The following is a 25,661-nucleotide window of genomic DNA, read 5'->3' on the forward strand; positions in this document are numbered from 1 at the left end:
CAAAGACTGCCATCAGTCGGTGACACTACTGTGACAAAACGCACCTTGTGTAAGAAACAAAGGGGCGTTGCGGTGATTCCGTTACCTTTCAAAGCTCTACGCTTTGGTTTGTTAATCACTGATAAGTGAGTAACAGTTATTTTTGATTGCACTATCGCTTTGCCGAAATGTCTACAACTAAGTCGTTAGCTAGTGATTCTAATGCATCTTGCAACGCACCATCGTCAAAGTCTTCAGGTACTGCAATTTCTGCTTTGGCTTTAAATATGAGACTTCCCCAATTAGGGGCACTTTCGCAATGGGATGCAAAGGTTAGAATATTCAAATTGAATTGGTTAAGTACTGATGTGAGTTCTTGAACGATACCTGTTTTATCGTTACCCATTACATCGACGGTGAGTTTTGTATTGTTATTGTTTTGTTCGCTAGCCACCGCCACCGATTGTACTGATAAATCCGTTATGGCATCCAGCGCATCAATTAAATTCTGCTTGTGCTCTTCCGTTACATGCACTTCTACGAAGCCAGTAAACATACCCGCCATATGTGCAAAGCTTGAACCTTGCCAATTGCCTTCATGTTTGTATATGCACTTAGCTAGTGCATCCACTAGACCAGGCTTATCTTTACCCATAATACTTATAACCAATGACTGCATTTTATGCTCCTTATTGGGCTGGTAGAGAAAAACTTTTGATCGTCTTTCTGTAGGGTAATACCATAGGCGCCGCGTAAGTTGCGCGAAGGTAATGCTATAAACTTTCACTTGCTATTAGCATAACAAAACTTACACTGCTCACCAGTGCAATTTAGGGTTATTCTTCTGAAAAATGAAGAATTTCGAAAATAAGAATGACTAAACAACCGCATGACTTTCGATAGCAACAGCAAGAACAAAAAACGCCTGCGCAATGATAGGCGGGCACGTTATGTAGTAACGGGCTTTGGCGGTCTTGTTTTACTGACTCTTGTTATTCTAGTGACTCACCTGATTATTCAGGCTTTACCCTTAGCATATAGTCCCAGTTTACATCTTATTGCTTCATATCAAATTCCAAAAAACGAACGAATTATTATTGCTGGTGACTTCATAAATAGTCAGCCGCTGTTGGTTAAAAAGCAAGACTGTCGCTTAGGGTTAAAACAGCTTGATGAAGCGAATTTAGTTGGTATGCACGACTATATTCGTCCATGTAGTCATGTGCTGTCTGCGCAAAATATGATGGGCGAAAACTACATTGTAGACGTCTCTCCAAATGCGCAAGTGAGGGTGTTGCCTGTTCGTTCGTTTATTATGAGCGCCAGCGAAGGCGCAGATACATCGGCACATTCCGCCTTGGCAGGCCAAACCCAGATAATGAGTTTTGCCCTTCCAAAGGAAGAATGGAATAGACGGAATGAATGGGATTTTGCACTGTCTTCTAAATGGGCGGTGGTATCGATTCAACGTGAAAATAGCATTTTTATAAGATGGATTAATCGGCAGCAGCCAACCAATATTATAGATAAACGTTTTAACAACGTTGCACGCTCTGTCCTGTTGCCGGGTAGTGAAAGCGTGCTTCTTCAGTTTGACGATGGGTTGTTCCTCAATAGATTACGTGATGGTGACGCTACATTACAGCCCATAGCAGGTGACCTTGGCTTAGCGAGTGATGAGCCAATTGTCTTTCCACTTGCCAAAGACCGCACTTTCTTTTTAGTGAATAGCAACGCTAGAACCCTGACTCGGTGGGTAATAAGCAAAAGTGAAAAGGGGCTCACCTTCGAACCGACCTACCACATTCCTCTAGTTGATGAAAAAGTGTTAGACGTGGCAGAGCATGCCAGTATTAACATAGTGGCAGTAATGACGAGCAAAGCGAGGTTACTGCTCGTCAACCGTGTTTCGGGTGATGTCGTGTCGGTACAAAATTTTAATCACCCTGTCGCCAATATAATTTGGTACGGCGATAAGTTGTACGGGTTCTCTGACACCACGGTGTCGGTATGGGAAGGAAAGCATTTAAGTGGAATAACAACATGGGCGTCGCTTTTTGAGCCTCAGCACTATGAAGGATATGAGACCGAGAATACGGTATGGCAAACCACTAGCGCATCAGACTATCAAGAAGCTAAATTTAGCTTAACGCCACTTCTTATTGGCAGTATCAAAGCGTCTCTTCTTGCATTACTTATTGCTATACCCGTCGCGATCGGCGCGGCAATTTACACGGCATTTTTTGCCAAAAGTCGTATGCGTAATATAGTCAAGCCCGCGATTGAGCTGCTAGAAGCTATTCCCAGCGTGTTAATTGGCTTCATTGCCGCTATCTGGCTATCACCAAAAGCAGAGCAATTTCTCTTTTCCTTTGCTTTCTTCCTTATTGTCATACCTTTTGTGCTAATCGCGGTAGCGCTTGTCCAGCGGCCAGTGGCGGACTATCTTCCTAAACGATTCCGGCATGGGGCTGAACTTATGTTTGCTTTGGGGGGCGTGTTCGTATTGGGATTTGTAAGTGTAGAGTTTGCACCATCAATCGTGTTCTCTTTAATTGGCGTTGACGGTTTTACCTTACTCGCTTCTGAGTCAAACAGCCCCATTGGCAAAACCACTATTGTAGTCGCGCTAGCGTTGGGCGTCGCTATATCGCCCAGCATATATTCACTAGCCGAAGATGCTATAAACGGGGTTCCGAAAGACTTAAAGCTTGCCTCATTTGCACTAGGCGCCACTCGATTGCAAACCCTTTTGCACGTGGTGTTGCACGTTGCACTGCCTGGTATTGTGGCAGCAATAATGTTGGGGTTTGGTCGCGCCTTCGGCGAGACCATGATAGTACTAATGGTCACCGGGAATACACCCATATCAAGCTGGGGGTTAATAGAAGGTTTGCGAGCACTTACTGCCAATCTAGCAATTGAGCTACCCGAGGCTGAAGTCACTTCTGCCCACTATCAAATCTTGTTCTTAACTGCCTGCATATTGTTTTTGTTTACATTCATGGTGAACACAATTGCAGAGCTTTTACGACAGCGACTTAGGAGCAGACAATATTATGCTTAGTCGCCAATCGTTTGGGCTAAACGCGGTTCAGCGCCAGTCTTTCGTTATTAGCTTAACCGCCTTTTTTACTAGTCTGTTGCTCATTGCACTAGTAAGCGTGCTCATTCTTATTGGAATGCGAGGAATGGCCTATTTTTGGCCTGAGCCGATTTATATGGTGACGGGAAAACAATCTGACGGCAGCGCTTTCACCGTTTTCGCCAATGTTTTTGAGGATCCATCGGGGGGCGGCGTTAGGCTTAAGTACTCTGATAGCCAGACCCCTTATGGCTCGCAGAAACAACTTGCCGAAGAGCAGGTTGAAAGTCTGGACCTAATACCGGAAAGCGCTGAGATAAAATTTCAAGATGGAAGACGAGTGCTCGCCATTCCGGAATATATTGTCGTGCCCTCAAAGCCCGCTCAGGGGCTTGAAATAATAAACGCAGTAATGGATGAAGTTGCCCTGATTACTGCGCAAATAGAAGAGCTAAACACGCAAAAATTAGCGCCTATTCACGAAGCCCTTTCACAATTTGATAAACGAGGGGTTGATGAGGAAGCTCCCGCTAGGGAAAAGCTGGTAGCCTCGTTTACTGAATATCAGAAGCGCGTAGAAGCGTTAGAAGCAACGCGAGCGGAATATGAATTATGGGTAACGTTTGCCGATAAGTCTGCTTTTGTCATTCCTATGTCAGATATTCAGAGCGTGGACTTTGTGAGTCGACTAAGCGCATTCGAAAAATGGAAGGTCGTGTTTTCAGAAATTGGTGTGTTTCTCAGTGACTCTCCCAAACAAGCTAATACATCAGGCGGGGTATTTCCGGCACTATTTGGCACCGTACTGATGGTGTTTCTAATGACGATTATAGTCACTCCTTTTGGCGTATTGGCTGCGATATACTTGAGTGAGTATGCACCCCATTCAGCTCTGACGACCACCATACGCGTGAGTGTGAGCAATATGGCTGGTGTTCCCTCTATTGTTTACGGCGTATTTGGATTAGGCTTTTTCGTTTACACGCTAGGAGGCAGTATAGACGAACTGCTTTTCAGTGACGCACTGCCATCACCCACAATGGGGAGCCCCGGTATTTTCTGGGCTGCATTAACAATGGCTATTTTAACGCTGCCTGTTGTGATTGTGGCGACCGAAGAGGGTTTACGCCGGGTGCCGGAAGGTTTGAAAACAGGAAGCTATGCTTTGGGCGCAACGAAATTTGAGACCATTGTTCGCACAGTTTTACCTATAGCATCGCCCGGTATTATGACTGGCGTAATACTCGCCATTGCGAGAGCTGCAGGAGAAGTTGCTCCCCTGATGTTAGTCGGTGCCGTCAAATTTGCCCCTGCTTTACCGATAGATGGTGAATTTCCCTATTTACACCTAGACAGACAGTTTATGCATCTTGGCGTCCTTATATATGATGGCGCCTTCCACAGCCAGACTGATGGAAAAAGTGCAAGTATGATGTTTGCAGCCTGTCTACTTTTACTTATTGTTGTATTCATCTTAAATATACTGGCTGTGTTACTAAGAGCACGTCTGCGCAAACGCTATATCACAGGATAATTACAGGTTTTGATAACATGTTGAAGTTGTTCGAACACAATACACTAAACGTTGACGACATTAGTGCAGAACAAACCGCAGTAGAGGTGAGAAACCTCAATCTGTGGTTTGGTAATAAGCATGTGTTGAATGACATCAGCATGCGAATACCCAAAAACAAAATAACGGCTTTAATAGGTCAAAGTGGCTGTGGTAAATCTACGCTTATTAGCTGTTTCAACCGCCTTAACGACTTGTATGATGGCTGTAAGTACAACGGTGAAATCATAATCGATGGCAGAAACATCAATAGTCGAAAAATAAATGTGTCCCGTCTCAGAACCAATGTAGGCATGGTGTTTCAGCGGCCAAACCCGTTTCCTATGAGTATTTATGAAAACGTTTGCTATGGATTGAAACTGCAAGGCGTCAAAGTGCGCCGTCATTTAGATGATGCCGTTGAAAGTGCACTGAAACAGGCGGCGCTGTGGGATGAAGTTAAAGATCGCCTGTTCGAATCTGCCCATGTTCTATCTGGTGGTCAGCAGCAGCGTTTGGTTATTGCGCGGGCGCTAGCGCTAAAGCCTGATATTCTGCTGCTTGATGAGCCCACTTCGGCGCTTGATCCGCTTACTACCCTATTTATCGAAGAACTTATGGATTCGCTAAAAAAGCAGTGCACCATCATTATTGTGACCCACAACATGCAGCAAGCGTCTCGTGTGAGCGACTATACGGCCTTCTTCCATCAGGGCAGATTGATAGAGTATGCAGACAGTGACACGCTATTCACCATGCCTGAAAAAAAGCAGACAGAAGATTATATTACTGGGCGCTATGGTTAATCTAATCATCCATATATCCCACACTTACCTTGTGCAGCGCGCAACAAAACTTCGTTTTTCTGCGGCGCATCAAGTGCTATAGCGTCAGGAGAGATTATCATGCGACAAGTAGCATTAAATACCCATATCTCAGGAACGTTTAATATTGAGTTAGAGAACCTGCGTAACTCGGTATTAACCATGGGAGGTGAAGTAGAGCAACAGTTGGTAGACACGCTAAAAGCAGTGAAACACAATCATGCCGCACTGGCCGAAAAAGTGGTGTTAAACGATTTGAAAATTAATTCTATGGAAATTCAAATTGACGAAGAGTGCTTACGTATTATCGCGAAACGTCACCCCACAGCTAGCGACTTGCGTTTAATTATGACTATTTCTAAAGCCATTACCGATATTGAACGAATGGGCGACGAAATAGAGCGTATTGCCAAGTTAGTAACCCGCAATAAATTGCCAAGCTCAGATACTATCAAAAGCAGTATGTTACTTATTGGTGAGAGAGTGGCAGCCATGATGCGAGGAACGTTCGATGCTTTTGCCCGCCAGGATGAAGCGGCGGCGTTAGAAGTGTATGACCAGGACAATCGCATCGACAGTGAATATAAGAGGCTGTTGTCTTACACAACGTCTGAAATGCAAAAAAGCACCGAGGATATGCAGGATTGGCTCGATGTTTTGTGGGCAATGCGTTCGTTAGAGCGAATTGGTGATAGATGTAAAAATGTTTGTGAGTATGTTATCTATCTCACTCGTGGCACCGATGTAAGGCATACGCCGCTAGAAAATATGCAGCAAAAGTTAGAAGATTTGACGTAAACCTGTCCAAATGGTCAGTACGATTTTGCGTATTGATATTCAAATATGGATATATGGGAAATTTATCTGTCATAAAACTGAAATATTTGGTGGATTTATCATCGCATTCAATTAATTCCACATACTTTTATCGTTTTTCGATGATTTTCGCTATGGCTTCTAACATGATTACGTTATCATGCGCCGCAGCCAAGAACAGATCGTGCAAAATTTAATCGAACCTTATGATAAAACACAATTTGTCTTTAACTTCTTTCTCTAGCCTTTGGGGCGAAGAGATCATGCTACTTATTCAAGTAGCGTCCAGCCTAAATCGCGTTTAGATCGGGAGCGATTATCCGTGGAATTTTTTGAAAGTTATGGCCTAATTCTTATAATCCTTGCCGCCGGCGTTGGTTTCGTCATGGCATGGGGTATTGGAGCAAACGACGTTGCCAACGCAATGGGTACGTCAGTAGGTTCTAAAGCTTTAACAATTAAACAAGCCATTATCATTGCAATGATATTTGAGTTTGCTGGCGCCTACCTAGCAGGTGGCGAAGTAACGTCTACTATTCGAAAAGGGATCATCGACTCAACCTACTTTATAGACATACCTGAATACCTTGTATTAGGCATGATCTCGTCACTGCTTGCAGCTGGAATCTGGCTAGCAGTAGCGTCATGGTTGGGGTGGCCTGTATCTACAACCCACTCAATTATCGGTGCAATCATCGGCTTTACTGCAACTGGCGTAAGTATGGACGCTGTATCATGGGATAAAGTAGGTGGCATTGTAGGTAGTTGGGTAGTAACGCCTGCTATATCAGGTATTATCGCCTACCTTATTTTTATGAGTGCTCACAAGCTCATATTCCAAACCGCCTCTCCATTTGCCAATGCTAAACGCTACGTACCTTTTTACATGGCACTAGCGGGCTTCGTCATGTCGTTGGTTACTATCAAGAAAGGCCTTAAGCACGTTGGTTTAGAGCTAAGTGCCGTTAATGGATATCTACTGGCGATTGCTATTGCCGTAGCGTTGGGCTTCTTGGGTAAATGGTTTATTGGTCGTATGAAGTTCAGCGGCTCTGAAGATGCAGATTTACAGGCGGCAAACGTAGAAAAAGTATTCGCGCTTCTTATGGTCGTTACAGCCTGTTGTATGGCGTTTGCCCACGGTTCGAATGACGTAGCGAATGCAATTGGCCCTCTAGCGGCTGTAGTAAGTGTAGTAACCAGCGGTGGTGAGATTAACTCGAGCACCACGCTTGCCTGGTGGATTTTGCCGTTAGGTGGATTGGGTATTGTTGCAGGTCTAGCGCTATTTGGTCATCGGGTTATAAAAACTATTGGCCAAGGTATCACTCACTTAACACCTAGCCGTGGTTTTGCCGCAGAACTCGCAGCAGCATGTACGGTAGTTATTGCATCGGGTACAGGCTTGCCCATTTCAACCACTCAAACGCTTGTAGGAGCGGTATTAGGCGTGGGTTTAGCTCGCGGTGTATCAGCACTTAACCTAGGGATTGTAAGAAATATCGTTGTGTCATGGATTGTTACTTTGCCTGCTGGCGCAATCCTTTCAATTATTTTCTTCTTTATTCTGAAAGCATCCTTCGGCGTGGCCTAATCGCAAAGTAGGCTGCCTGTTAATTGGTATCAAAAAAGCCGCATATTGATGCGGCTTTTTGTTTTTTCAGGTCAACGTTTACGTTACTCTGCCGATATGGGGCTCTCGAAGCCTCTCGGTTTAACACCTACCACTGCACATTTTAACTGGTGGATGGTTTCTTCAGCTGTACTGCCCATGATATACCCCGGAACGCCCAGTCTTGCTACCGTTCCCATTACAATGATGTCTGTATCAAGTGACGTAGTGGTAGCGGCGATCTCCCTTCTTGGATAGCCATGTACTATATGTTTTTGAGGGTTTAAATACTCCCAAACATTCTCATCTAGCTCGTTTGATAATTCTGTAAGTAATCTCTCTAACTCTTCTTCTCGTTCAGAATGTATTTTGGCAAGGTCCGTTTCCATTCTGTCGTTGTCTACGGTAATAAATCCGTCCCTTGCGATGTTTTCTGGCACAGCATCGAACACGTGGACAATATGCAGTTGAGCAAATTCGAGTAATGCTATTTGAGCGGCATGTTGCAGTATATCTCTATTCAGGTCTCGTCTGATGGAAACCTCATGAGTAGGATAGTGATAGTTTAAATCGAGCGCCGCTACTACGTTTTTATATTGGCTACGAGGCTTGTGATTTATTATCCAGACAGGGCAGGGACACTTACGGAAAAGCCTCATATCGAGACTGCCAAATAGCTTATCCAGAAAACTTTCTTCAGCTCTTTTTATAACTAAGTCGACATCATTACGAATAACATAGTGCACAACATCAATTAAAGGCTGACCTACTGTTACTGCGGTAGAAACATCATATTGTTCACCCCAATTTTCAGCTTGTTCTTTCAGCCAATGTTTAGCTTGCGTTTCCATAGACTGTTGAGAATCGATGTATGAAAACGACTCCATTACCATACTGGCATTTGGTGGCAAGGCCTCTAAAGAGAGCATTATCGTGAGCGAGGCCTGATGTGCTTTGGCGATATGAAGTGCCTGTGCCACAGTATCATCCTGTCGATGAGCGTCGCTTAATACACATAAAATATTCTTATAATGTCCTTTCATATTGCCCTCTATAGGTACTCGCGCTATGGCTGAAAAATGACGAGAGTGCGTCTACGCAGCTGTTAAAGAATACGTTGCGAAGATTACTCTTTTTTAATCCTAACGCTACTTATTCATGCTTTCCAGAGAAGAGATAAAGATTTCTTAAAACCTTCGTAATTAGTGGGGCTGGATATGGTTTTATTGCAACAACATTAGCGCAAACACCCCACATAAATATTGCGGATGTCTAGGCTGTTTGTAATCTTTATGTTAGATTAATTCATTGTCTTTTAATCCCTTTAAAGAATAGAGAGAAGCCGATGAAATGGCCAAATCTAAAGCACCTACATTATTTGGTAACGCTTTATCAGGAACAGCATTTTCACCGAGCAGCCCAGCGTTGTAATGTTAGCCAATCAACGTTGAGTACGGCCATTCAAAACTTAGAAGAGCATTTTGGAAGCCAGTTACTGGAACGTGAGCATAAGACCTTTGTGTTTACATCTTTAGGTTTAGACATTGTTGAACGCAGTAAGGTGTTACTGCAGGAAGCAGGAGAGTTGGTAGAGTACGCTCAAAACGCAGGAAACTGGCAGAGAGGAACCCTTAAGCTTGGTGTCATTCCCACCATTGCTCCTTTTCTTTTCGAAGGCATGATGGGAGCATTTTCTGCCTTTCTTCCCGATATCAATTTAGAGATGCAGGAAGACACCACAGAGAAGTTACTTCAGCAGCTAACTGACGGAAGACTCGATTTGTTAATCTTAGCGCTTCCTATGGAGACACCGGGGTGTAAGCAGATGGTGTTGGGTCATGACCCTTTTCATTTGATAGCGCACAAAGACATGGCGGCGCAGCTGCCAAATCCTGTTGATATTTCAGGCCTACCTAAAAAAAGTATATTTTTGCTTCAACAAGAGCATTGTATGACAGGCCATGCTGTGAGTGCATGTAATCTTCAGCACAGTGATCAAATAAGTAGTGTTGCCGCAAGTAGTCTGCATACACTGGTTCAGTTGGCAAACAGTAAAATGGGCTATACCTTTTTGCCAGAACTTGCCATCAATCAGTCTATTCTTGAGCATACCGGCTTGAAAAGCTTTCCAGCAGAAGACCAAGGTTTTAGAGAGATTGGGTTGGTATGGCGCTCAGGTACAACCCGAATGCAGCTGTTTCGCCGCATTGGTGAAATTATTTCGCCACTACTGCCTATTCCAACATTGAAGTAGTTAGCCATTGAGACGGCGTCTTAGCCTTATTAAAAGCGGTTGACCAAAAACATGGCAGCCGCTTTTTTGTTTTTCACCTGAGGGAGCCGTTACCTGAAATGCAGACGTGTTACGCTGTACCTACTCTAAAGAGGCAAAAAGGAGAGCCAAAGACTACATTTTTGGCGCAACATGCCCTAGTTCTGCCGCCCAAGTAAGCTCTGATCTTAGTAGGTTGTTTGCTGCGCTTGCGCCGAAGCTATGCAGTGCGTTGTAAGCACTATTTGATGGAATACGGCAATAATGACAGAGCGCATAAAACAAAAGACTACAGCGGTGTTGAGAGCCGTCGCAGTGTAAATATATTTTTGCTCCCTCGCTTAGCATTTGAGATAGCTCGTGAAGATATTGATGAAGATGTACATCTTCAGTCGGAGATTCAGATGACGGATGCATGAAGGGTACCCATAGCCAGTCTATGCCCGCAGCTGCAGAATTATCGCGAACAATAGGGGCGTTTTCTTCACTGGTTTGCACAGTAGCAATATGGGTAACGCCAAGTGATTTGAGTTGTTTAAAGTCATTTTCTACAGGTTTTTTGCCCAGGCATATTTTCCCTGCACGCAAAGAAAACCATGCAATCTTAGGTGAAGTTTTGGGGCTGTCATCTTTCGTATCAAATGCTTGCATATCTGCGCTTCTAAGGGCCTGTTATCAAAATACAAAATAATAAATAGAAAAATAATGGCAGCTGCATCCGCCTATAACGAACAGGTGCCAAATTGCATGTGTGTACTTTACCTTTTTCGCTACATAAAAGCACACGCCTAAGCTAAAACACAAACCTCCTGCTACAAGTAGCCAGAGGCCCGCACCCGGAAGAGCAAGGTATAACGGGTAAATAAGACCTAGCGCTATCCACCCCATCAATAAATAGGTCATTACCGACACTTTAGGAAAGCGATGTTGCGCTACTAATTTGAATGCGACTCCACCAATTGCTAGGCACCAAATAACGGCGGTCATGGTTATTCCCAATACGCCACCAATTGAAACCAACAGTAAAGGTGTGTAAGTACCTGCTATCAGTAAGTATATTGCACTGTGGTCGAACAGTTTCAGCCATCCTTTTGCTTTGTCATGTGAGATAGCGTGATAGAGGGTTGAGCTTAGAAACATTAAAATTAGTGTAGACCCGTAAATAACAGCCGTTGTTAACGCAAGAGGATTGTCGGCGCGATACACCATGAACACTAGACCGATAATTGCCGCGATAAGCCCGAGTCCGTGAGTAATGCTGTTCATCCACTCTTCCAGAACAGAATAAGCTTTTGCTGGGATACTTTTTATCTGTGTTTCTTCTTGTGTCATCACAGCTCCTTTTTTTACTTTAAAAATATGCGAACCTCTCCACCTAGTGTTTTGTGTAACACCCCGTAACATGTGCAGGTGAGAGCACGTACAGGGAGAGCACGTACAGGTGAGAGTATAGTACTGAGATACTTACAGCGCACACATGTTCGCTGAAGTTTAAATAATAACAGAAATTGGCAGTGCTAGTTATGACAAACTAGGTACACTCTCTACAACGACTCGCGCATTGCGCTCTCAAAGCAGTCACCTAATTTATCAAGAAGATCCCGTAAAGTGCGGCTTTCTTCAGTAGTCATACCGTCCAGCTTGCAAAGCATCTGAGCGGGGACGTCTTCGGCTAGGGCTTTCTTTTCTTCTCCCGCCTTTGTGAGCTGTACGCGCTTAACTCGCTTATCGGTTTTATCTTTGGTAATCATTAAAAAGCCTTTGTCTTCTAACTTTTTAAGTATTAGCGACATAGCGCCACCATCGATAGCGGTCTTATCAAGAAGCTCGGCAATAGTAACGTTGTCAGTTTCCCACAAGGCCATTAAGGTTACATATTGCGGGTAGGTGATATCGAGCGCTTTAAGAAGGGGCCGGTAAGCGCGAGTAAACGCGTTCGATAGCGTATAAAACCGATGACAAAGCTGATTTTCCAACTTCAATAATTCTGACATAACGCTATAACCTTTACCGATGTTGCCTTTTGACTAAGGATAATATTTTGCATACAAAGCACTTGATCCGCAAGTTGGTTAGGTGTTAATTTATTTTGCATGCAAAATATATTAACTCGCTAATAAGGAGAGCAACTATGCATAAGCTTCAACAAGTCGTTTATACCGGAACTGCAACCGCAACTGGCGGTCGAGAAGGAACGGCGAAATCAAGTGACGGGAACCTAGATCTTAAATTATCTACCCCGAAAGCGCTGGGCGGCGCAGGTGGAGAAGGCACAAACCCAGAACAGATGTTTGCTGCAGGCTATTCGGCGTGTTTTATTGGTGCACTGAAACACGTGGCTGCGGCGCAAAAAATAAAGTTAGCTGACGACATTAGTGTTACAGGTGATGTGTCAATTGGTCCCATTGAGCAAGGCTTTGCTATTGCGGTTAAACTGACGGTAGATTTAGGCGATATGGAGCAAGCACAAGCGCGAAGCTTGGTCGATACTGCGCATAAAGTATGTCCATACTCAAATGCAACACGCGGTAATATAGAAGTAGATATCAATTTAGCCTAATCAATTAACAGCGGTTAAGCGGTTACGCCTGCCAAAGTGGGCGTAACTATCCACATTAACCGTGTTCACTTGTTAAAAACAAAGCGTGAGTTTACATAAGAACATTTACGGCAAGCTTTTATTGAATTAACGCATCACTTCTTGCAATGCTTTTTGCGCAATATCGCGCTCTTTCACTATAGCGTTTTCGAAATATAGCGCAGGTGCAACACCGCTCTTCGCATTTGATTCGCCAGCCGTAATGGGGCTTGATACACTATTACCGTATCAATAATCCTTTAGGAAGCTCTATGAGAAAATACGGACTACTGGCTACATTTATTTGTGCACCTGTTTTATTTGCGTGTAGTGATAATCAGAATGTAGACACAGCGAAGGCAGATAAAGATAAAGCCGTTAAGGTTGAATCGGGTTCAAACGCTCAAGCAGCAAATACTCAAGTAGAAAAACATGCCGATGAAGCCATCGCTTCAGGCATAGACTATCACTCTTTTGCGAACCCAAACGAAGTTCGAGTTACTCATCTAAGTTTAGATCTCACCGCAAACTTTGAGTCTAAGCAGCTAATTGGTAGCGTAACGTTAGACATTGAACGCGCAAAACCTGAAAACGACACATTGGTATTAGATACACGTGGGTTAGATATTCAACGTGTGAGTGTCGATGGTGAGGATGTTCCCTTTGATATGGGAGAGACTGATCCTGATTTGGGGACGCCTCTTTCTATTACTTTACCAAGCGCTGCCAACTCATTAACAGTTGCGTATTCGACCTCACCAGAGGCCTCGGGCGTGCAGTGGTTAACACCAGCTCAAACCGCAGGTAAAAAGCATCCGTTTTTATTCACGCAAGCGGTTCATGCTAGAAGCTTTGTTCCGCTTCAAGACTCGCCCCAAGTTCGCGTAACGTATGACGCTACCATTAAAACACCAGAAGCCTTGTTGGCGGTAATGAGTGCATCAAACGACCCAACGACGGAACGTGACGGTGAATACGAATTTACTATGCCACAGCCAATCCCCTCTTATCTTATTGCATTAGCGATAGGTGATTTAGAGTTTAAAGCTATGGGTGAGCGCACGGGGGTCTACGCTGAGCCAGCACTACTGGAAAGTGCTGCGAAAGAATTCGAAGATACTGAAGCAATGCTTGAAGTAACAGAAGCGACCTACGGTCCTTACCAGTGGGATCGCTATGATCTGCTTATCCTGCCTCCTTCGTTCCCCTTCGGCGGTATGGAAAACCCTCGACTATCGTTTATTACGCCAACGGTTATTGCGGGTGATAAAAGCTTGGTTTCACTAATTGCCCATGAACTAGCACACAGCTGGTCTGGAAATACGGTTACTAACGCTACATGGCGCGATTTGTGGTTAAACGAGGGTTTCACGACCTATTTAACCTACCGCATTATGGAAATGATCTATGGTCATGACCGCTTTAAAAAAGAAGCAGTATTAGGTTATCAAGATTTAGAGAACGACGTTGCGGCTCTAGATGACAATGACGAAATCCTTGCGATTGACCTTCGCGGTCGTAATCCGGACGACGTGTTTTCTAATATTCCCTATGAAAAAGGCGCGCTATTCTTACGTGAAATTGAACAAAAAATTGGGCGCGAAAATTTTGATGCGTTTTTAATGCAATACTTCAAAGACTTTGCCTTTAAGAGCATCACAACCGATACCTTTATTGCCTATTTAGATAAAACCTTGTTGAAACAATATCCTAATGAGCTAGACGCTGAACGCATTCACACATGGATTTTTGAGCCTGGTATTCCAGAGGGCGCACCACATCCTGAGTCTGATGCATTTTCTAAAATCGATGAGACCCGCAGCGCTTGGTTGTCTGGTGGAATAAAGGCTGCTGATATTGAAACAGGACAATGGACGGTACACGAGTGGCTGTACTTCTTAAACAATATGCCTGAGTCACTCAGTGAAGCACAGCTTGTAGAGCTAGATTCAGCGTTTTCACTCACCTCTACTAAAAACAACGAAATTGCCCATAGCTGGCTAATGATTGCAGTAGAAAATAACTATCAGCCTGCGTTTGAGCGTTTGTATAGCTATTTGGTGTCGATAGGGCGAAACAAGCTGGTTAAACCCCTTTACCGCGAACTATCAAAAACGCCAGAAGGCAAGGCATTTGCTAAGCGCGCTTTTGAAGAGGCAAAACCGGGCTATCACCCACTCACCGTGAAAGCCAATGAAGGCTACTTAGAGTAAGCGACACAATCGCGCTACAAAAACATAGTTCAGTTAAATATAAGCAGCTCGAAGGAGCTGCTTTTTTTGTCTCTTTCAAAACTTCGCGCTTATTGTGCAAAATACACAAGAAGTTTTGAACGAGTGTTCAGTTAGGCGATCTGAATGAATTTTTCCTCGTATCAATTAGTCCTTGTGCAGCAGAAGTACATTGCATCAAATAAGCTTGTTGGATGTACTTTGAAGGATTCAATTCAATAATTAAGGACTGTTTATGTATACGCAAAAAATGCACCCTACAACGACGTTTCCAGACATCAACGTAACGCTTTCTACCGGAGAGTCGGTGTCGCTTACAAGCAAAGAAGAGGGCTGCGACTGGAAAATGGTAGTCGTGTTTCGCGGCAAACATTGCCCCATATGTACAAAATATTTAAATAAGCTCGAAGATTTCAAAGGTCGTCTTCGAGAGATCAACACAGACCTCATTGCAATAAGCGGTGACAGTAAGCAGCAGCTCGATGAACACTTAGACGAACTGTCAATTACATTTCCAATTGCCTGTGGTCTATCGCAGAGCGATATGAAAACCTTAGGCTTGTATATTTCCGAGCCCCGTTCAGAGAAAGAAACAGACCACAACTTTTCGGAGCCAGCGCTATTTGTACTGAACGAGAATAATAAGATTCATATTGCTGAAATTGCCAACGCGCCATTTGTGCGTCCAGATTTAGAGCAGCTGGTGTCGGGTCTGGAGTTTATTCGTAATCCCGACAACAATTATCCAATTCGCGGTACGTTTAAAGAGTAAGTCTGTTTATTACTATCTAAGTAATCTAGAAGGCCATCAGTGTAAGCGAAGGCCTTCTATTTTTCTGTATGAGCAAAAGTGGAGTAGAGTTTTTTTAAATCTAATCGTCTGAATGTGAGATTGAATAGGCAATTGGCGCCATCTGTTTTTTAAAACCATCTATTGCAGCTAATGGAAGTGCAACTTGCATATCCACGCTGTTAGTGTAATCGCAGCTTGCGATATTACCTTGTGCCTCTTCAACTAAGTGTCTTACAAACTGTTCGTGTTTGAAATCAAGGTTAACCAACACTGTTTCCAGCTTTACTTCTTCTCGTACTTCAAGGGCATCGATAGCTTGCTGCGCAGCTGCGGAGTAAGCCCTAACAAGGCCGCCAGCCCCTAATTTTATGCCGCCAAAATATCGTGTAACGATAACCATAATATCGCCGATATCTTTGTGTTGGAGTACATTTAATATGGGTTTACCGGCTGTACCGCTAGGCTCGCCATCATCGGCCATTGCTGCACTAGTTGGCGAATTGGGATTCCCAAAGACATAAGCCCAGCAATGGTGTCTGGCGTCGGGGTATTGTTGTTTAACGCTGTCTAAAAGCGCCATGGCACTTTCGCGAGAATTAGCAAAGCCAGCGCAAGCAATGAATTTGCTTTTTTTAATTTCGTACAGGGTTTCAACCTGTGTAGCGGGAACGGGATAAGTCATCTGCGCATTGTAAGCGAAGACGATTTTTTTTATAAGCCTAATGAGCTAAGTCGAGCGTTTTACGTGTTACGTTTTATGTGTTACGAAGTTACGTGGTTTGTTCATAAAATATGTAATCACGGCTCATCCATTGGGCTTAATTCAGCATGGAATGGTTGTTTTTTCCTTTTCCAAGAGTGATTATCTGTGCCCTATAAGAAGCAAAAAAACTCATAAGAACAATTCATGCCGTTAGAACGATTTATCCCTTTTCGCAAGTGCGACGTCGCTACGTTGTGTGAAAATTTGCTTGCGCAAGAGTCCGCCTGCTTTCGTACTTTTTCGACCTTGTTAGTGAATCGTATTCATTACCAGTACCACGAGCAACTGGAAACATTGAAAAACAGTTACAGTCATTTCGACCCGAATAAAGATACTCGTGACCTGCACGTCTCAAGCGAAGCTGTGCGTAAACAAAATCAGAAAGCATTTGCGAATGGTTTTGCAAACTTATTAAACGCCGCTAATTTTGAAAAAGTCACAGATGAAGACTTAGAAGCTGCACTTAAAGAAGAATCTCTGTTTAAAGTACGCCTTGCTGTTAGTTTCGACGATTTTGAGAATGTGGTGTTTTATCGACGAGGTGAGTCAGTAAAAACTGAAACAGTACGAACATTTTTCGGTTTACGCAAAAAGCAGGTGTCGTTTACTAATTACGATAAAGTAGCCGTGTATATCACCTTTAAAGATGAAGCCTACTTTAAACAAAAAGGGCAAAAGCCATTAACGTTTAAACCTGGTTCAACCATCGTAAAGCTTTTTCAAAACGTACCTAAAGCTGACCTAGAAATGCTGTTTCCCAACAGCGAAGTAAAAATGCGCCCGCTTGATAAGTTAATTATTAGTGCATCAGCTGCAATTGGCGGCACCGTTGTGTTAGTCACTAAATTAGGCGCGTCGCTACTACTTATGGCGTCATTTCTCGCGTTTTGGCTGGGCTTTAAGGACGACGAGGTGGAACTGACCAAGCAAAGTCTCATTACTTTTGGAATTGGCATGGGGGTATTCGGTAGCTTTGTCTTTAAGGAATGGACAAAATTTAAAAATCGAAAAATACGCTTTATGAAAGCGTTGTCTGACAATCTGTATTTTAAAAATTTAGACAACAACGCAGGCGTGTTTCATACGTTAATTGATGCCGCAGAAGAAGAGGACTGCAAAGAAGCCTTGTTGGCTTACACTTTTCTACTTAGATGCAGCAAAGTCTCCGCTGAAGGCGATGCTGCATTATGTTCGGCTCAAGCAGAGCATGAAGTTGTTGCCGGTGGAATGACATTAGCGACGCTTGATAGCGTGATAGAAGCGTACTTTTTAGAAGAACTCGATTGTGCACTCGACTTCGACGTTACCGATGCCATTGATAAATTGGTGGACATGGATTTAGTTGAACGAAGCGGCGATGTTTTTATTGCTCGAGGGCTTAGTGATGCTGTTAAGACACTTGACGATTACTGGGACAATATTTATCAGCCTGTTTGATGATCGCTTAGCCTTACAAATGCCATGCATAGGTGAGAAATTTAAGCCTGCAGACATTCACGTTATTCTTAAATACTGCTTATTGTGCATATTGCACGTATTGCACGTATTGCACGTATTGCACAATGCATACAAACCATTGTCATAAAACCACAAAATCTCTATAGTTGCTTTAAGGTGTGTAGAGCGTCATTTACACACCCTGGCAACAGCCGCATTGCACTGAATGCGCACCTCTATCTCCAATGCAACAAGCCTGGTTCACTTCTACATGAAAATATTGCATACATCTGACTGGCACTTAGGTCAGAGTTTTTTTACCAAAAGTCGTAAAAACGAACATGCTGCCTTTCTTAAGTGGCTTCTTCAACAAGTAGATGTGCATCACATAGATGCGATCATTGTCGCGGGGGACGTATTTGACACGGGCACGCCGCCTAGCTATGCCAGAGAGCTCTACCATGCTTTTATCGGCGAGCTACAGGGTAAGCAGTGCACCTTGGTGGTGCTGGGGGGAAATCACGACTCGGTGTCAGTGTTAAATGAAAGCAAGGCGTTACTGAAATACTTAAATAGTCATGTGATAGCCAGTACCTATGGCGAATTAGGTGAACAAGTGATTGCACTTAATAACCGCAAGGGCCAGCCCAGTGCGGTGCTGTGTGCGGTACCATTTATTCGCCCTCGTGACGTTCTAATAAGTGAGGCAGGGCAAAGCGCCACCGACAAGCGCCAGGCACTTGGCGATGCAATAAAGCAGCACTATGCGTCGCTGTACGATGAGGCCTTATCCTTGCGCACCTCAATAGAAGAAAAACAAAGGAAAGAAGGCAGTGAACGTAGCGCAGCCATTCCTATTATTGCCACTGGGCACTTAACCGCCTTGGGCGTGAGTCAATCAGAAAGTGTGCGTGATATTTACATCGGCACTCTTGAAGGCTTCGACGCCAAAGGTTTTCCACCCGCTGACTACATAGCCCTTGGGCATATTCACAGGCCACAAAAAGTGGCGAAAACAGAGCATATTCGCTATTCAGGCTCGCCCATACCGCTAAGTTTTGATGAACTGAACACGCAAAAACAAGTGGTGCTAGTATCGTTTGATTCTGAAAGTACAACACCAACCCTTTCTACGCTTCCAGTACCCCGCTTCCAGGCTATGGAAGTGATAAAAGGCGACTTAAAGACGATTGAGGAAGTTATCAATAAAAGCGAAGCCATTGCTGTAGCGTCTCTCACCGATGATGACGCAAATAATTCCGTTCAGCCCCCCGTATGGCTGTGCATTGAGGTTGAAACAGAAGACTATTTAACTGATTTGCAGCAGCGTATTCAGGGCCTATTAGAGGGGAAAAATGCTGAAATTTTGCAATTAAAACGCAAGCGCAAGCGCACGGTAAAGAGCTTAACAGAAAAACAAAACGTGCAGCTAAGCGAGCTGTCGGTAAATGAGGTGTTTGAAGCGCGTTTGGCATTAGAGACCATAGAAGAGAATCCAAGCAGCGAAAAGACCGAAGAATTACTGCCGGGAGTAGTAGAAAGCGACGATGTCACAGATGTTGCTGACTCAAAGGAAAACACTTCGCGCATAGACCGGATTAGACTGATGTTCAATGAAGCGGTAGAGCGTGTAAATACCAATGACGAAGATGCTGATGTGTCAGGTGAGACATCGAAAGCAAAGACTGAAGGCTATACCAGCAATAAAGTCTCATCTCAAAATGAAAGCGACGTCTCATCTGTAAGCGCGAGCGAGTCTGAGCAAGGTCAAGTCAGTGCAGATAAGCGAGACCACAAAGGAAAAGGCGAATAATACGATGAGAATATTGACCTTACGCCTTAAAAACCTAAACGCCCTAAAAGGGGAATGGAAGATAGATTTCACCCAGTCGCCGTTTATCGACAATGGCCTGTTTGCTATCACAGGCCCAACGGGGGCGGGTAAAACCACGCTACTTGATGCCATTTGTTTAGCGCTTTATCACCAAACCCCTCGCCTGGGGCCAATTTCAACGTCTAACAACGACATCATGACCCGCGGCACGGCGGAGTGTTTGGCGGAAGTTGAGTTTGATATTAAGGGTAAAGCCTACCGCGCGTTTTGGAGTATGCGCCGCGCTAGAGGTAAAGTAGACGGTAACCTGCAAAGTGCCGATGTTGAGCTAGCTGAAGTGGGAAGCGGCAAGGTACTGGCTACCCAGGTTAGACCGAAAAGTGAAGAGATAGAGAAGCTGACCGGCCTTAATTTTGCCCGCTTTACTAAGTCTATGATGCTGTCGCAAGGGGATTTTGCTGCATTTTTAAATGCTAACGAGGCCGACCGAGCCGAGCTGCTTGAAGAGTTAACTGGCACCGAAATTTACGGGCAAATATCACAGGTAGTGCATCAGCAATTTAGCGATGCTAAACAAAAGAAGAAAGAATTCGCGATAAAGTTAGAAGGCGTAACTTTGCTAAGCGACGAGCAAATTATCCAGCTTGAAGAAGAGCAAGCCGAAACCAAAGGCCAAGTCGCAGCGTTTAACCAAACACTTGCGGAACTGCAAAAGCAGCAGCAGTGGGAACATGCATTTAGCGCCAACGAGCTAGCCATTAAAGCAGCCAGTGAAGCACAGCAGGCCGCGAATAACGCCATCAATGAGGCAAAGCAAGAACTTGATCTTTTAACCCAAAGTGAGCCCGCTGAAAAACTTCGTCTGCCGTTCTTGCAGAGAAACGGGCTTCAGCAAGATGTAACACGGTACAAAGAAAAGCTTGGTGAAAAGACAACTCAGCTTCCCGATTTAAAAACGCAAAAAGCACAGCTCAGTTCGGAAGTGAGTAAAGCTGAACAAGCGCTACTTCAAGTAAAGCAGCAAAGTAGTGAGCTTGAGAAGCGCATAAACGAGCAGGTTGTTCCGCTGGATAACGAAATCGCGCAGAACACTGCCGCTCAACAAAAGGCAAACGAACATGTCGCGAATTTAACGGGCTCAATAAACGCGCTAACACTAAAGCGCACAGAAATTGAAAATGCCTCGGCAGATAACAAGACAAAACTCGAAGCATTGGAAGCCTACTTAAATGAACACCATTCACTGAGCGGTATGGCTGAGTTTATCAGCGGCTGGAGTGAAACGGCCCGTTATATTGAACAAGATCAGAAGCAATTAGATGCACTGACACAAAGCGTAAAGAATGATCGTCAGGCGCTTTCATCCCAAGATGAAGCTATCGCAAAAAACAATGAAACCTTAAACACCTTAACTCAGACCTTCGATACCAAAAACGCGCAAGTTGCCAAGTGCGAAAAGGCACTTCATGCTTTATTGGCTGACGCGCTATCTGATCCCAGTAAGGCCAGCGCTAATAGCAAAATGGGTCTTCAGCAAGAGCGCGATAATAAACTTCGCCACTGGGACAACCTAGTGCAAGCGGGACACGTTCAACAGCAATATTTAGCACTGGGTGAAGATAAGGTATCGCTGAGTGCACAGAAGGAAGACTTAGCGAAACAGTTACAGCAGCAGCAATCTGACCGCCAAGCCTTGGTTGATGCTTACAAACAAACCCGCGGTGATTTAAAAGACATTGAGGCGCTTATCGCCCTAGATGCTGAAGTGGCCCATCTTCGTGCTCAGCTAAAAAGTGGCGAACCATGCCCTGTGTGTGGGGCTAACGAGCACACCACGTCTAGCGTGGTTATTGATGTACCTGAAACTATTCAAAAGCGAGATAGCTTAAAACAACAGCTAGATAATATTGAGCTACAGGGGGCGCGAGCAAAAGAAAGCGTTACACACACCGAATTTACCCTTGCTCAGACTAATAAGCAGCTAGATCAAGCCATTGCGCAACGAGAGGCGTTGTTAGCAACGTGGCAGCAGATTTTACATGCAATGTGCGCTGATATACCGAGCTTCCAACAGGTCGACATTGATACATTGCAAAGCGTCGCTCAATTTACCGAACAGTTTAAAAAACGGCTTGATGACATTGGCGCACAGTTAACCCGCATAGAAGAATGCGAGCAAGCCCTTAATGCCGCAATTCAGAGTAAAAATGAAGCGCAACACGCGCTACAAGCCAAACAGTCAGAACTTGCGGTTACAATGCAGCAGCGTGAAACATTGGAAAAACAAATCACCGAACGCAATGCAGAGTTAGAGAATAAAACTAACAGTGTTGACGATAGTATTGAGGCGCTCAGCAAGACGATGACGGCATACGGTGCTGAAATTCGTAATATGTCTATCGATGGAATTGCTAAATGGTTAGCCGAAAAAGTTGAAGCCCTTAAAACCTATAAACAAAATCATCAGCTGCACGGCAAACTTAAAAGCGAGCTACAAGAGGTGGGTAGCACCTTGCTTGTACTCAATCGTGATATCGAAAGTGCCGACAACCAGCTGAAAGGCGTATCCCAAGAACTCTCGCAGTTAGATAGCAGCCTAAAGGCGCTGCGCGATTCGCGTTTAACCATATTCCCTGAAGGTGATATTGCTGAAACAAGGAATAAGGCAAGCGCAGCCCAAGAACAGGCTGAGCGAAACCTGAGTGAATGCAAATCTCGCTTGCAACAAACTCAGACCATCTTGTCTCGCGTAGAAGCAGAAATTGCTCAACTTGACGAGCAAATGCGCGAAAAAGAGCAGGCACTTACAGAAGCAACTGAGTACTTTAATCGTAAGTTGGCAGAAAGCCCCTTTACCGACGAACACGCGTTCAGCCATGCCCTTTTAGACGAAGAAAACCGAACTAGGCTTCTTGAGCTGCAAAAGCGATTAACTGAGCAAAAACAACAGGCTGACCTTAAATTAGAAAACGCGCTGACAACACAGCAGTCGCTTACAGCGCGTGACCATGCAGAGCAGTGGCTGCGCGATTTACAGGAACACGGTGCACAGTGGCTCGATACGAAAATTGCCCAGCAAGCTCAGCAGCGTGACACGCTATTATCTTCTTTAGGGCAAATTGAACAGCAGCTAAGCGCCAATAACCAAGCACGAAAAAAACAGCAGCAGCTTGTAAACGAGATGGCCCAGTTCGAAGCCTACTACGACGATATTACTTACCTGCACTCACTGATTGGTTCGGCAAGCGGCGACAAATTCAGACGTTTTGCCCAAGGGCTTACTTTGGACAACTTAGTGCAGCTAGCTAATCAGCAGCTTGATAAATTACACGGTCGCTATCAGCTAATTCGAAAGGAAAACGAAGGGTTAGGTTTAAGTGTACTAGACACTTGGCAAGGTGACGTAGTGCGAGATACTAAAACCTTGTCTGGCGGAGAAAGTTTCTTAGTGAGTCTTGCGCTGGCTTTAGCTTTATCAGACCTGGTTAGTCACAAAACCAGTATCGATTCGCTGTTTTTGGATGAAGGCTTTGGCACTCTGGATGCTGAAACTTTAGACGTGGCCCTTGATGCGCTAGATAACTTAAATGCCAGCGGAAAAATGATTGGCGTGATAAGTCATATTGAAGCCATGAAAGAGCGTATTCCTACTCAGCTTAGAGTAATTAAACGCAACGGTGTGGGCTTAAGTGCACTAGAAAAGCCTTATGCGGTGGGGTAGTGGCGCAGCCGACAGCCAGCAATAGAAGTTACTTTTTGCTTAAAGCTTTGTTCATCTCATAAAAACGGGTAAGCGAAGCGCTTACCCGTTTCAACACTATTTGCTTTAAAAAAGCAATTACTTAAATGTTTGTTTATGGAATGAAGGCATCGTCAAAAGTGTGAACGAAAGTAGTTTTCGTTTGTTGTTTTGTCACCATCTTAACCGTAGGCGTTAGCGTACCAGCAAACTCACCCTGGACATTGTCTAAGAAGGCTTCAACAAAGCCACCTGGCATCATGTACCAAGAGTAAGCTTGTTCATTGTTTTCAGGCGGATTTGCCAACACTAAACCACTTCCATTTAGTGGAATATAGTCACTGCGAATTGACGGCCCAACAAAGCCGTATAGCCCATCTACACCAGCATCTTGAAGCGCAGGGGAAAAGGTAAATTTATGGCTGATAGTCCATAGGTATACGAGTCCGCCAGAGAACGTTGCGTGGGGGCGTTCTAGCTGTTGGTTAGTACAGTTAGCATGCAAGATGGGCGGAAGAAGCTCAAACTCCGTCATACTATCTTCATTAGCAACGGCAAGACCTATATTACCGTTATAATATTTCGCCTGTGGGCTTACTGGAAGTGAACTGTCGTTCGCTGCCGCTGGATTAGCGCCATAAGGACCAGGGTTAACGGGATTAGTTACGCCATCGGTTGTACCGCAAGCAACTTCTTCACCTGGACTATTGCCTTCAAACAACATATAGACTTGACCGTCCTGCGGGTTTTTAAATACCCACGGGTCTCTGAAGCCATAGATGATGGGGCCAGCTTTTGATTGCTCAAGCGTTTGATACATTTCGCCATCCGCCTCAGCGATTATTTCGTGCTCGCTCCAGTCGCTAAAAGAAATGCCGTTTGAATCTGCAGAGATGGTTGCACTAGCCACAACGAGCTTTTGGGTAAAATATTCAGCATCATTCGGTCCAGCGCCTTCGCTACCCGAGGCCGTGTAGTAAAAGTAGACCTTGTTACCAACAAGGATAGTCGAGCCTGCCCATTCTCTTAGTCCCGGCGTATCAACGTCTTCGGGGAAAACATCACCTTGGTAGTCCCAGCTTTTTCCATCGCGTGAAATCGAGTAACCAATCTCAGCGGTCCAATGACGCTGTGGAAAATCTAAATCTCTGTCAGCAGTTAGCGAGAATATAACTTTATAACCTTTATAATTAACGGTTCTAGAGTCTAAGTTTGTCATCGGCCAAGTGTCCCAAATCCAAACTTCGTCAGTAACAATATCTACTGGCATCTCTTCTAAAAGAGGTAAGGTGTTATCCTCTTTTAACTCAATCTTTGCTGCATCATCTCGGGTCCAAGCGTCAGTATAGTCGCCCCACGCTGGGTAGCTCATCTGTTTTCTCGGATTTTCCGATGGCGCAGCATGTGCTGATCCTAGCAGACCTATGCCAATTGCTAAGGTCGTTGAACAAGTCAAAAACGTTTTTTTAAAAGTCATATAAACAGTCCTGTATTTACGATTAAGAAAGATAGTCATCCTCGGTCTATCTATCTCACATTCAGCATGTGGTATGCCAAGTATTGTTTTTGGTTTTTCATCTATATGATAATTAGAGGTAATTTAGGGTTTGGTGATTTTTTAGAGTTAGAGGTGATGCTAATTTTGAAGGTATAAGGCAACAGTTATACGTAAGTTATTCACCTTGACTGCAATATTTACTTAATCGATTAAGTTTTATTGGGCGTTGTAAATAATTCCTAACAGACTGACCTTTATGCATTTTTTCAACCTCTCAATTGTAGGTACGGTTGGTGAGATATATCGCAGAAGAAAAGTGTCGCAGTTGAGCATCATTTTTTAGGAGAGTATTATATTTAATTATAGTCATTTCACGTAAATACTATCAAAATTATGGTGTTATGATGCTTTATCTTTATCAAAAATAGATATGGAACATCATGTAAAGTGAAGCGATTCGTCATCCTCCCTATTTACGAGTGGACGTCTTATGCGCAAAAGATACTCGAAGGCATGTAAGCCCTTATAAACGGTAAGCATACGGTAATTTGCGAGTAACTAAGACCAAACAGGTTCATTTGTCTGGGGTTATACTCTATACCAGTCCACATAGATAATTACCCTCTCAGAAGGCGCTGGCAAGTTTCC

The 25,661-nt window shown here is 44.1% G+C and carries 19 protein-coding genes; 12 read left to right on the plus strand and 7 right to left on the minus strand.

What is annotated here, in order from left to right:
• Nucleotides 1–151: 151 nt before the first annotated feature.
• Nucleotides 152–658 carry a glycine cleavage system protein R gene (locus GVO62_RS07735; RefSeq protein ID WP_105930631.1) on the minus strand — a complete coding sequence of 169 codons (507 nt, stop codon included), beginning with the start codon at nt 656–658 and terminating at the stop codon, nt 152–154.
• A gap of 210 nt (nt 659–868) precedes the next feature.
• Here GVO62_RS07735 and GVO62_RS07740 point away from each other — a divergent pair, with 210 nt between their 5' ends.
• From GVO62_RS07740 to GVO62_RS07760, 5 genes are all read left to right on the plus strand, one after another.
• Nucleotides 869–3,046: an ABC transporter permease subunit gene (locus GVO62_RS07740; RefSeq protein WP_159118457.1), complete on the plus strand. Its 2,178-nt coding sequence runs from the start codon at nt 869–871 to the stop codon at nt 3,044–3,046.
• Nucleotides 3,039–4,598 (plus strand): phosphate ABC transporter permease PstA, encoded by a 1,560-nt coding sequence (gene pstA, locus GVO62_RS07745; RefSeq protein WP_159118458.1) that lies wholly within the window; start codon nt 3,039–3,041, stop codon nt 4,596–4,598. Before GVO62_RS07740 ends, pstA begins: the two co-directional genes overlap by 8 nt.
• Nucleotides 4,599–4,615: 17 nt before the next feature.
• The gene (gene pstB / locus GVO62_RS07750) at nt 4,616–5,422 is read left to right on the plus strand and encodes a phosphate ABC transporter ATP-binding protein PstB (protein ID WP_105930628.1); all 807 of its coding nucleotides are present in this window, start codon (nt 4,616–4,618) and stop codon (nt 5,420–5,422) included.
• A gap of 99 nt (nt 5,423–5,521) precedes the next feature.
• Entirely contained in the window at nt 5,522–6,238 is a 717-nt protein-coding gene (gene phoU / locus GVO62_RS07755; protein WP_105930627.1) for a phosphate signaling complex protein PhoU, read from the plus strand.
• 340 nt (nt 6,239–6,578) lie between these two features.
• Nucleotides 6,579–7,850 carry an inorganic phosphate transporter gene (locus GVO62_RS07760; protein ID WP_159118459.1) on the plus strand — a complete coding sequence of 424 codons (1,272 nt, stop codon included), beginning with the start codon at nt 6,579–6,581 and terminating at the stop codon, nt 7,848–7,850.
• Between the two features lie 83 nt (nt 7,851–7,933).
• On the opposite strand, the gene GVO62_RS07765 is transcribed toward GVO62_RS07760, so the two are convergent.
• Nucleotides 7,934–8,911, minus strand: coding sequence for a universal stress protein (locus GVO62_RS07765; RefSeq protein WP_159118460.1), 978 nt, complete (start codon nt 8,909–8,911; stop codon nt 7,934–7,936).
• 302 nt (nt 8,912–9,213) lie between these two features.
• Between GVO62_RS07765 and GVO62_RS07770 the strand changes: the two genes are divergently transcribed.
• On the plus strand, nt 9,214–10,122 hold the full coding sequence (locus GVO62_RS07770; protein WP_105930625.1) for a hydrogen peroxide-inducible genes activator: 909 nt from the start codon (nt 9,214–9,216) through the stop codon (nt 10,120–10,122).
• Nucleotides 10,123–10,275: 153 nt separating this feature from the next.
• Here the strand turns inward: GVO62_RS07770 and GVO62_RS07775 are convergent, their stop codons facing one another.
• From GVO62_RS07775 to GVO62_RS07785, 3 genes are all read right to left on the minus strand, one after another.
• On the minus strand, nt 10,276–10,791 hold the full coding sequence (locus tag GVO62_RS07775; protein ID WP_159118461.1) for a hypothetical protein: 516 nt from the start codon (nt 10,789–10,791) through the stop codon (nt 10,276–10,278).
• 24 nt (nt 10,792–10,815) lie between these two features.
• Complete coding sequence (trhA, locus tag GVO62_RS07780; protein ID WP_105930623.1) at nt 10,816–11,472, minus strand: PAQR family membrane homeostasis protein TrhA; 657 nt, start codon at nt 11,470–11,472, stop codon at nt 10,816–10,818.
• 212 nt (nt 11,473–11,684) lie between these two features.
• Nucleotides 11,685–12,134 carry a MarR family winged helix-turn-helix transcriptional regulator gene (locus GVO62_RS07785; protein ID WP_159118462.1) on the minus strand — a complete coding sequence of 150 codons (450 nt, stop codon included), beginning with the start codon at nt 12,132–12,134 and terminating at the stop codon, nt 11,685–11,687.
• Nucleotides 12,135–12,271: 137 nt separating this feature from the next.
• Here GVO62_RS07785 and GVO62_RS07790 point away from each other — a divergent pair, with 137 nt between their 5' ends.
• The 3 genes from GVO62_RS07790 (at nt 12,272) to GVO62_RS07800 (ending at nt 15,721) form a co-directional block, all read left to right on the plus strand.
• On the plus strand, nt 12,272–12,700 hold the full coding sequence (locus GVO62_RS07790) for an organic hydroperoxide resistance protein (RefSeq protein WP_159118463.1): 429 nt from the start codon (nt 12,272–12,274) through the stop codon (nt 12,698–12,700).
• Nucleotides 12,701–12,990: 290 nt separating this feature from the next.
• Nucleotides 12,991–14,931 (plus strand): M1 family metallopeptidase, encoded by a 1,941-nt coding sequence (locus tag GVO62_RS07795; protein ID WP_159118464.1) that lies wholly within the window; start codon nt 12,991–12,993, stop codon nt 14,929–14,931.
• Between the two features lie 253 nt (nt 14,932–15,184).
• Nucleotides 15,185–15,721 carry a redoxin domain-containing protein gene (locus GVO62_RS07800; RefSeq protein ID WP_159118465.1) on the plus strand — a complete coding sequence of 179 codons (537 nt, stop codon included), beginning with the start codon at nt 15,185–15,187 and terminating at the stop codon, nt 15,719–15,721.
• A gap of 100 nt (nt 15,722–15,821) precedes the next feature.
• On the opposite strand, the gene GVO62_RS07805 is transcribed toward GVO62_RS07800, so the two are convergent.
• Nucleotides 15,822–16,424, minus strand: a complete 603-nt coding sequence (locus tag GVO62_RS07805) for a YigZ family protein (RefSeq protein ID WP_159118466.1) — start codon at nt 16,422–16,424, stop codon at nt 15,822–15,824.
• A 225-nt stretch (nt 16,425–16,649) separates the two neighbouring features.
• Here GVO62_RS07805 and GVO62_RS07810 point away from each other — a divergent pair, with 225 nt between their 5' ends.
• From GVO62_RS07810 to GVO62_RS07820, 3 genes are all read left to right on the plus strand, one after another.
• Nucleotides 16,650–17,942, plus strand: a complete 1,293-nt coding sequence (locus tag GVO62_RS07810) for a TMEM143 family protein (protein ID WP_159118467.1) — start codon at nt 16,650–16,652, stop codon at nt 17,940–17,942.
• A 271-nt stretch (nt 17,943–18,213) separates the two neighbouring features.
• Nucleotides 18,214–19,755 (plus strand): exonuclease subunit SbcD, encoded by a 1,542-nt coding sequence (gene sbcD, locus GVO62_RS07815; protein ID WP_159118468.1) that lies wholly within the window; start codon nt 18,214–18,216, stop codon nt 19,753–19,755.
• A 4-nt stretch (nt 19,756–19,759) separates the two neighbouring features.
• A complete protein-coding gene (locus GVO62_RS07820) occupies nt 19,760–23,497 on the plus strand; it encodes an AAA family ATPase (RefSeq protein WP_159118469.1) in 3,738 nt (1,245 codons plus the stop codon).
• Nucleotides 23,498–23,630: 133 nt separating this feature from the next.
• Here the strand turns inward: GVO62_RS07820 and GVO62_RS07825 are convergent, their stop codons facing one another.
• The gene (locus tag GVO62_RS07825; RefSeq protein ID WP_159118470.1) at nt 23,631–24,992 is read right to left on the minus strand and encodes a glycoside hydrolase family 68 protein; all 1,362 of its coding nucleotides are present in this window, start codon (nt 24,990–24,992) and stop codon (nt 23,631–23,633) included.
• Nucleotides 24,993–25,661: the final 669 nt, after the last annotated feature.

The sequence above is a fragment of the Alteromonas sp. KUL150 genome, from assembly GCF_009811475.1.
In the GTDB taxonomy this organism is placed as follows: domain Bacteria; phylum Pseudomonadota; class Gammaproteobacteria; order Enterobacterales; family Alteromonadaceae; genus Alteromonas; species Alteromonas gracilis.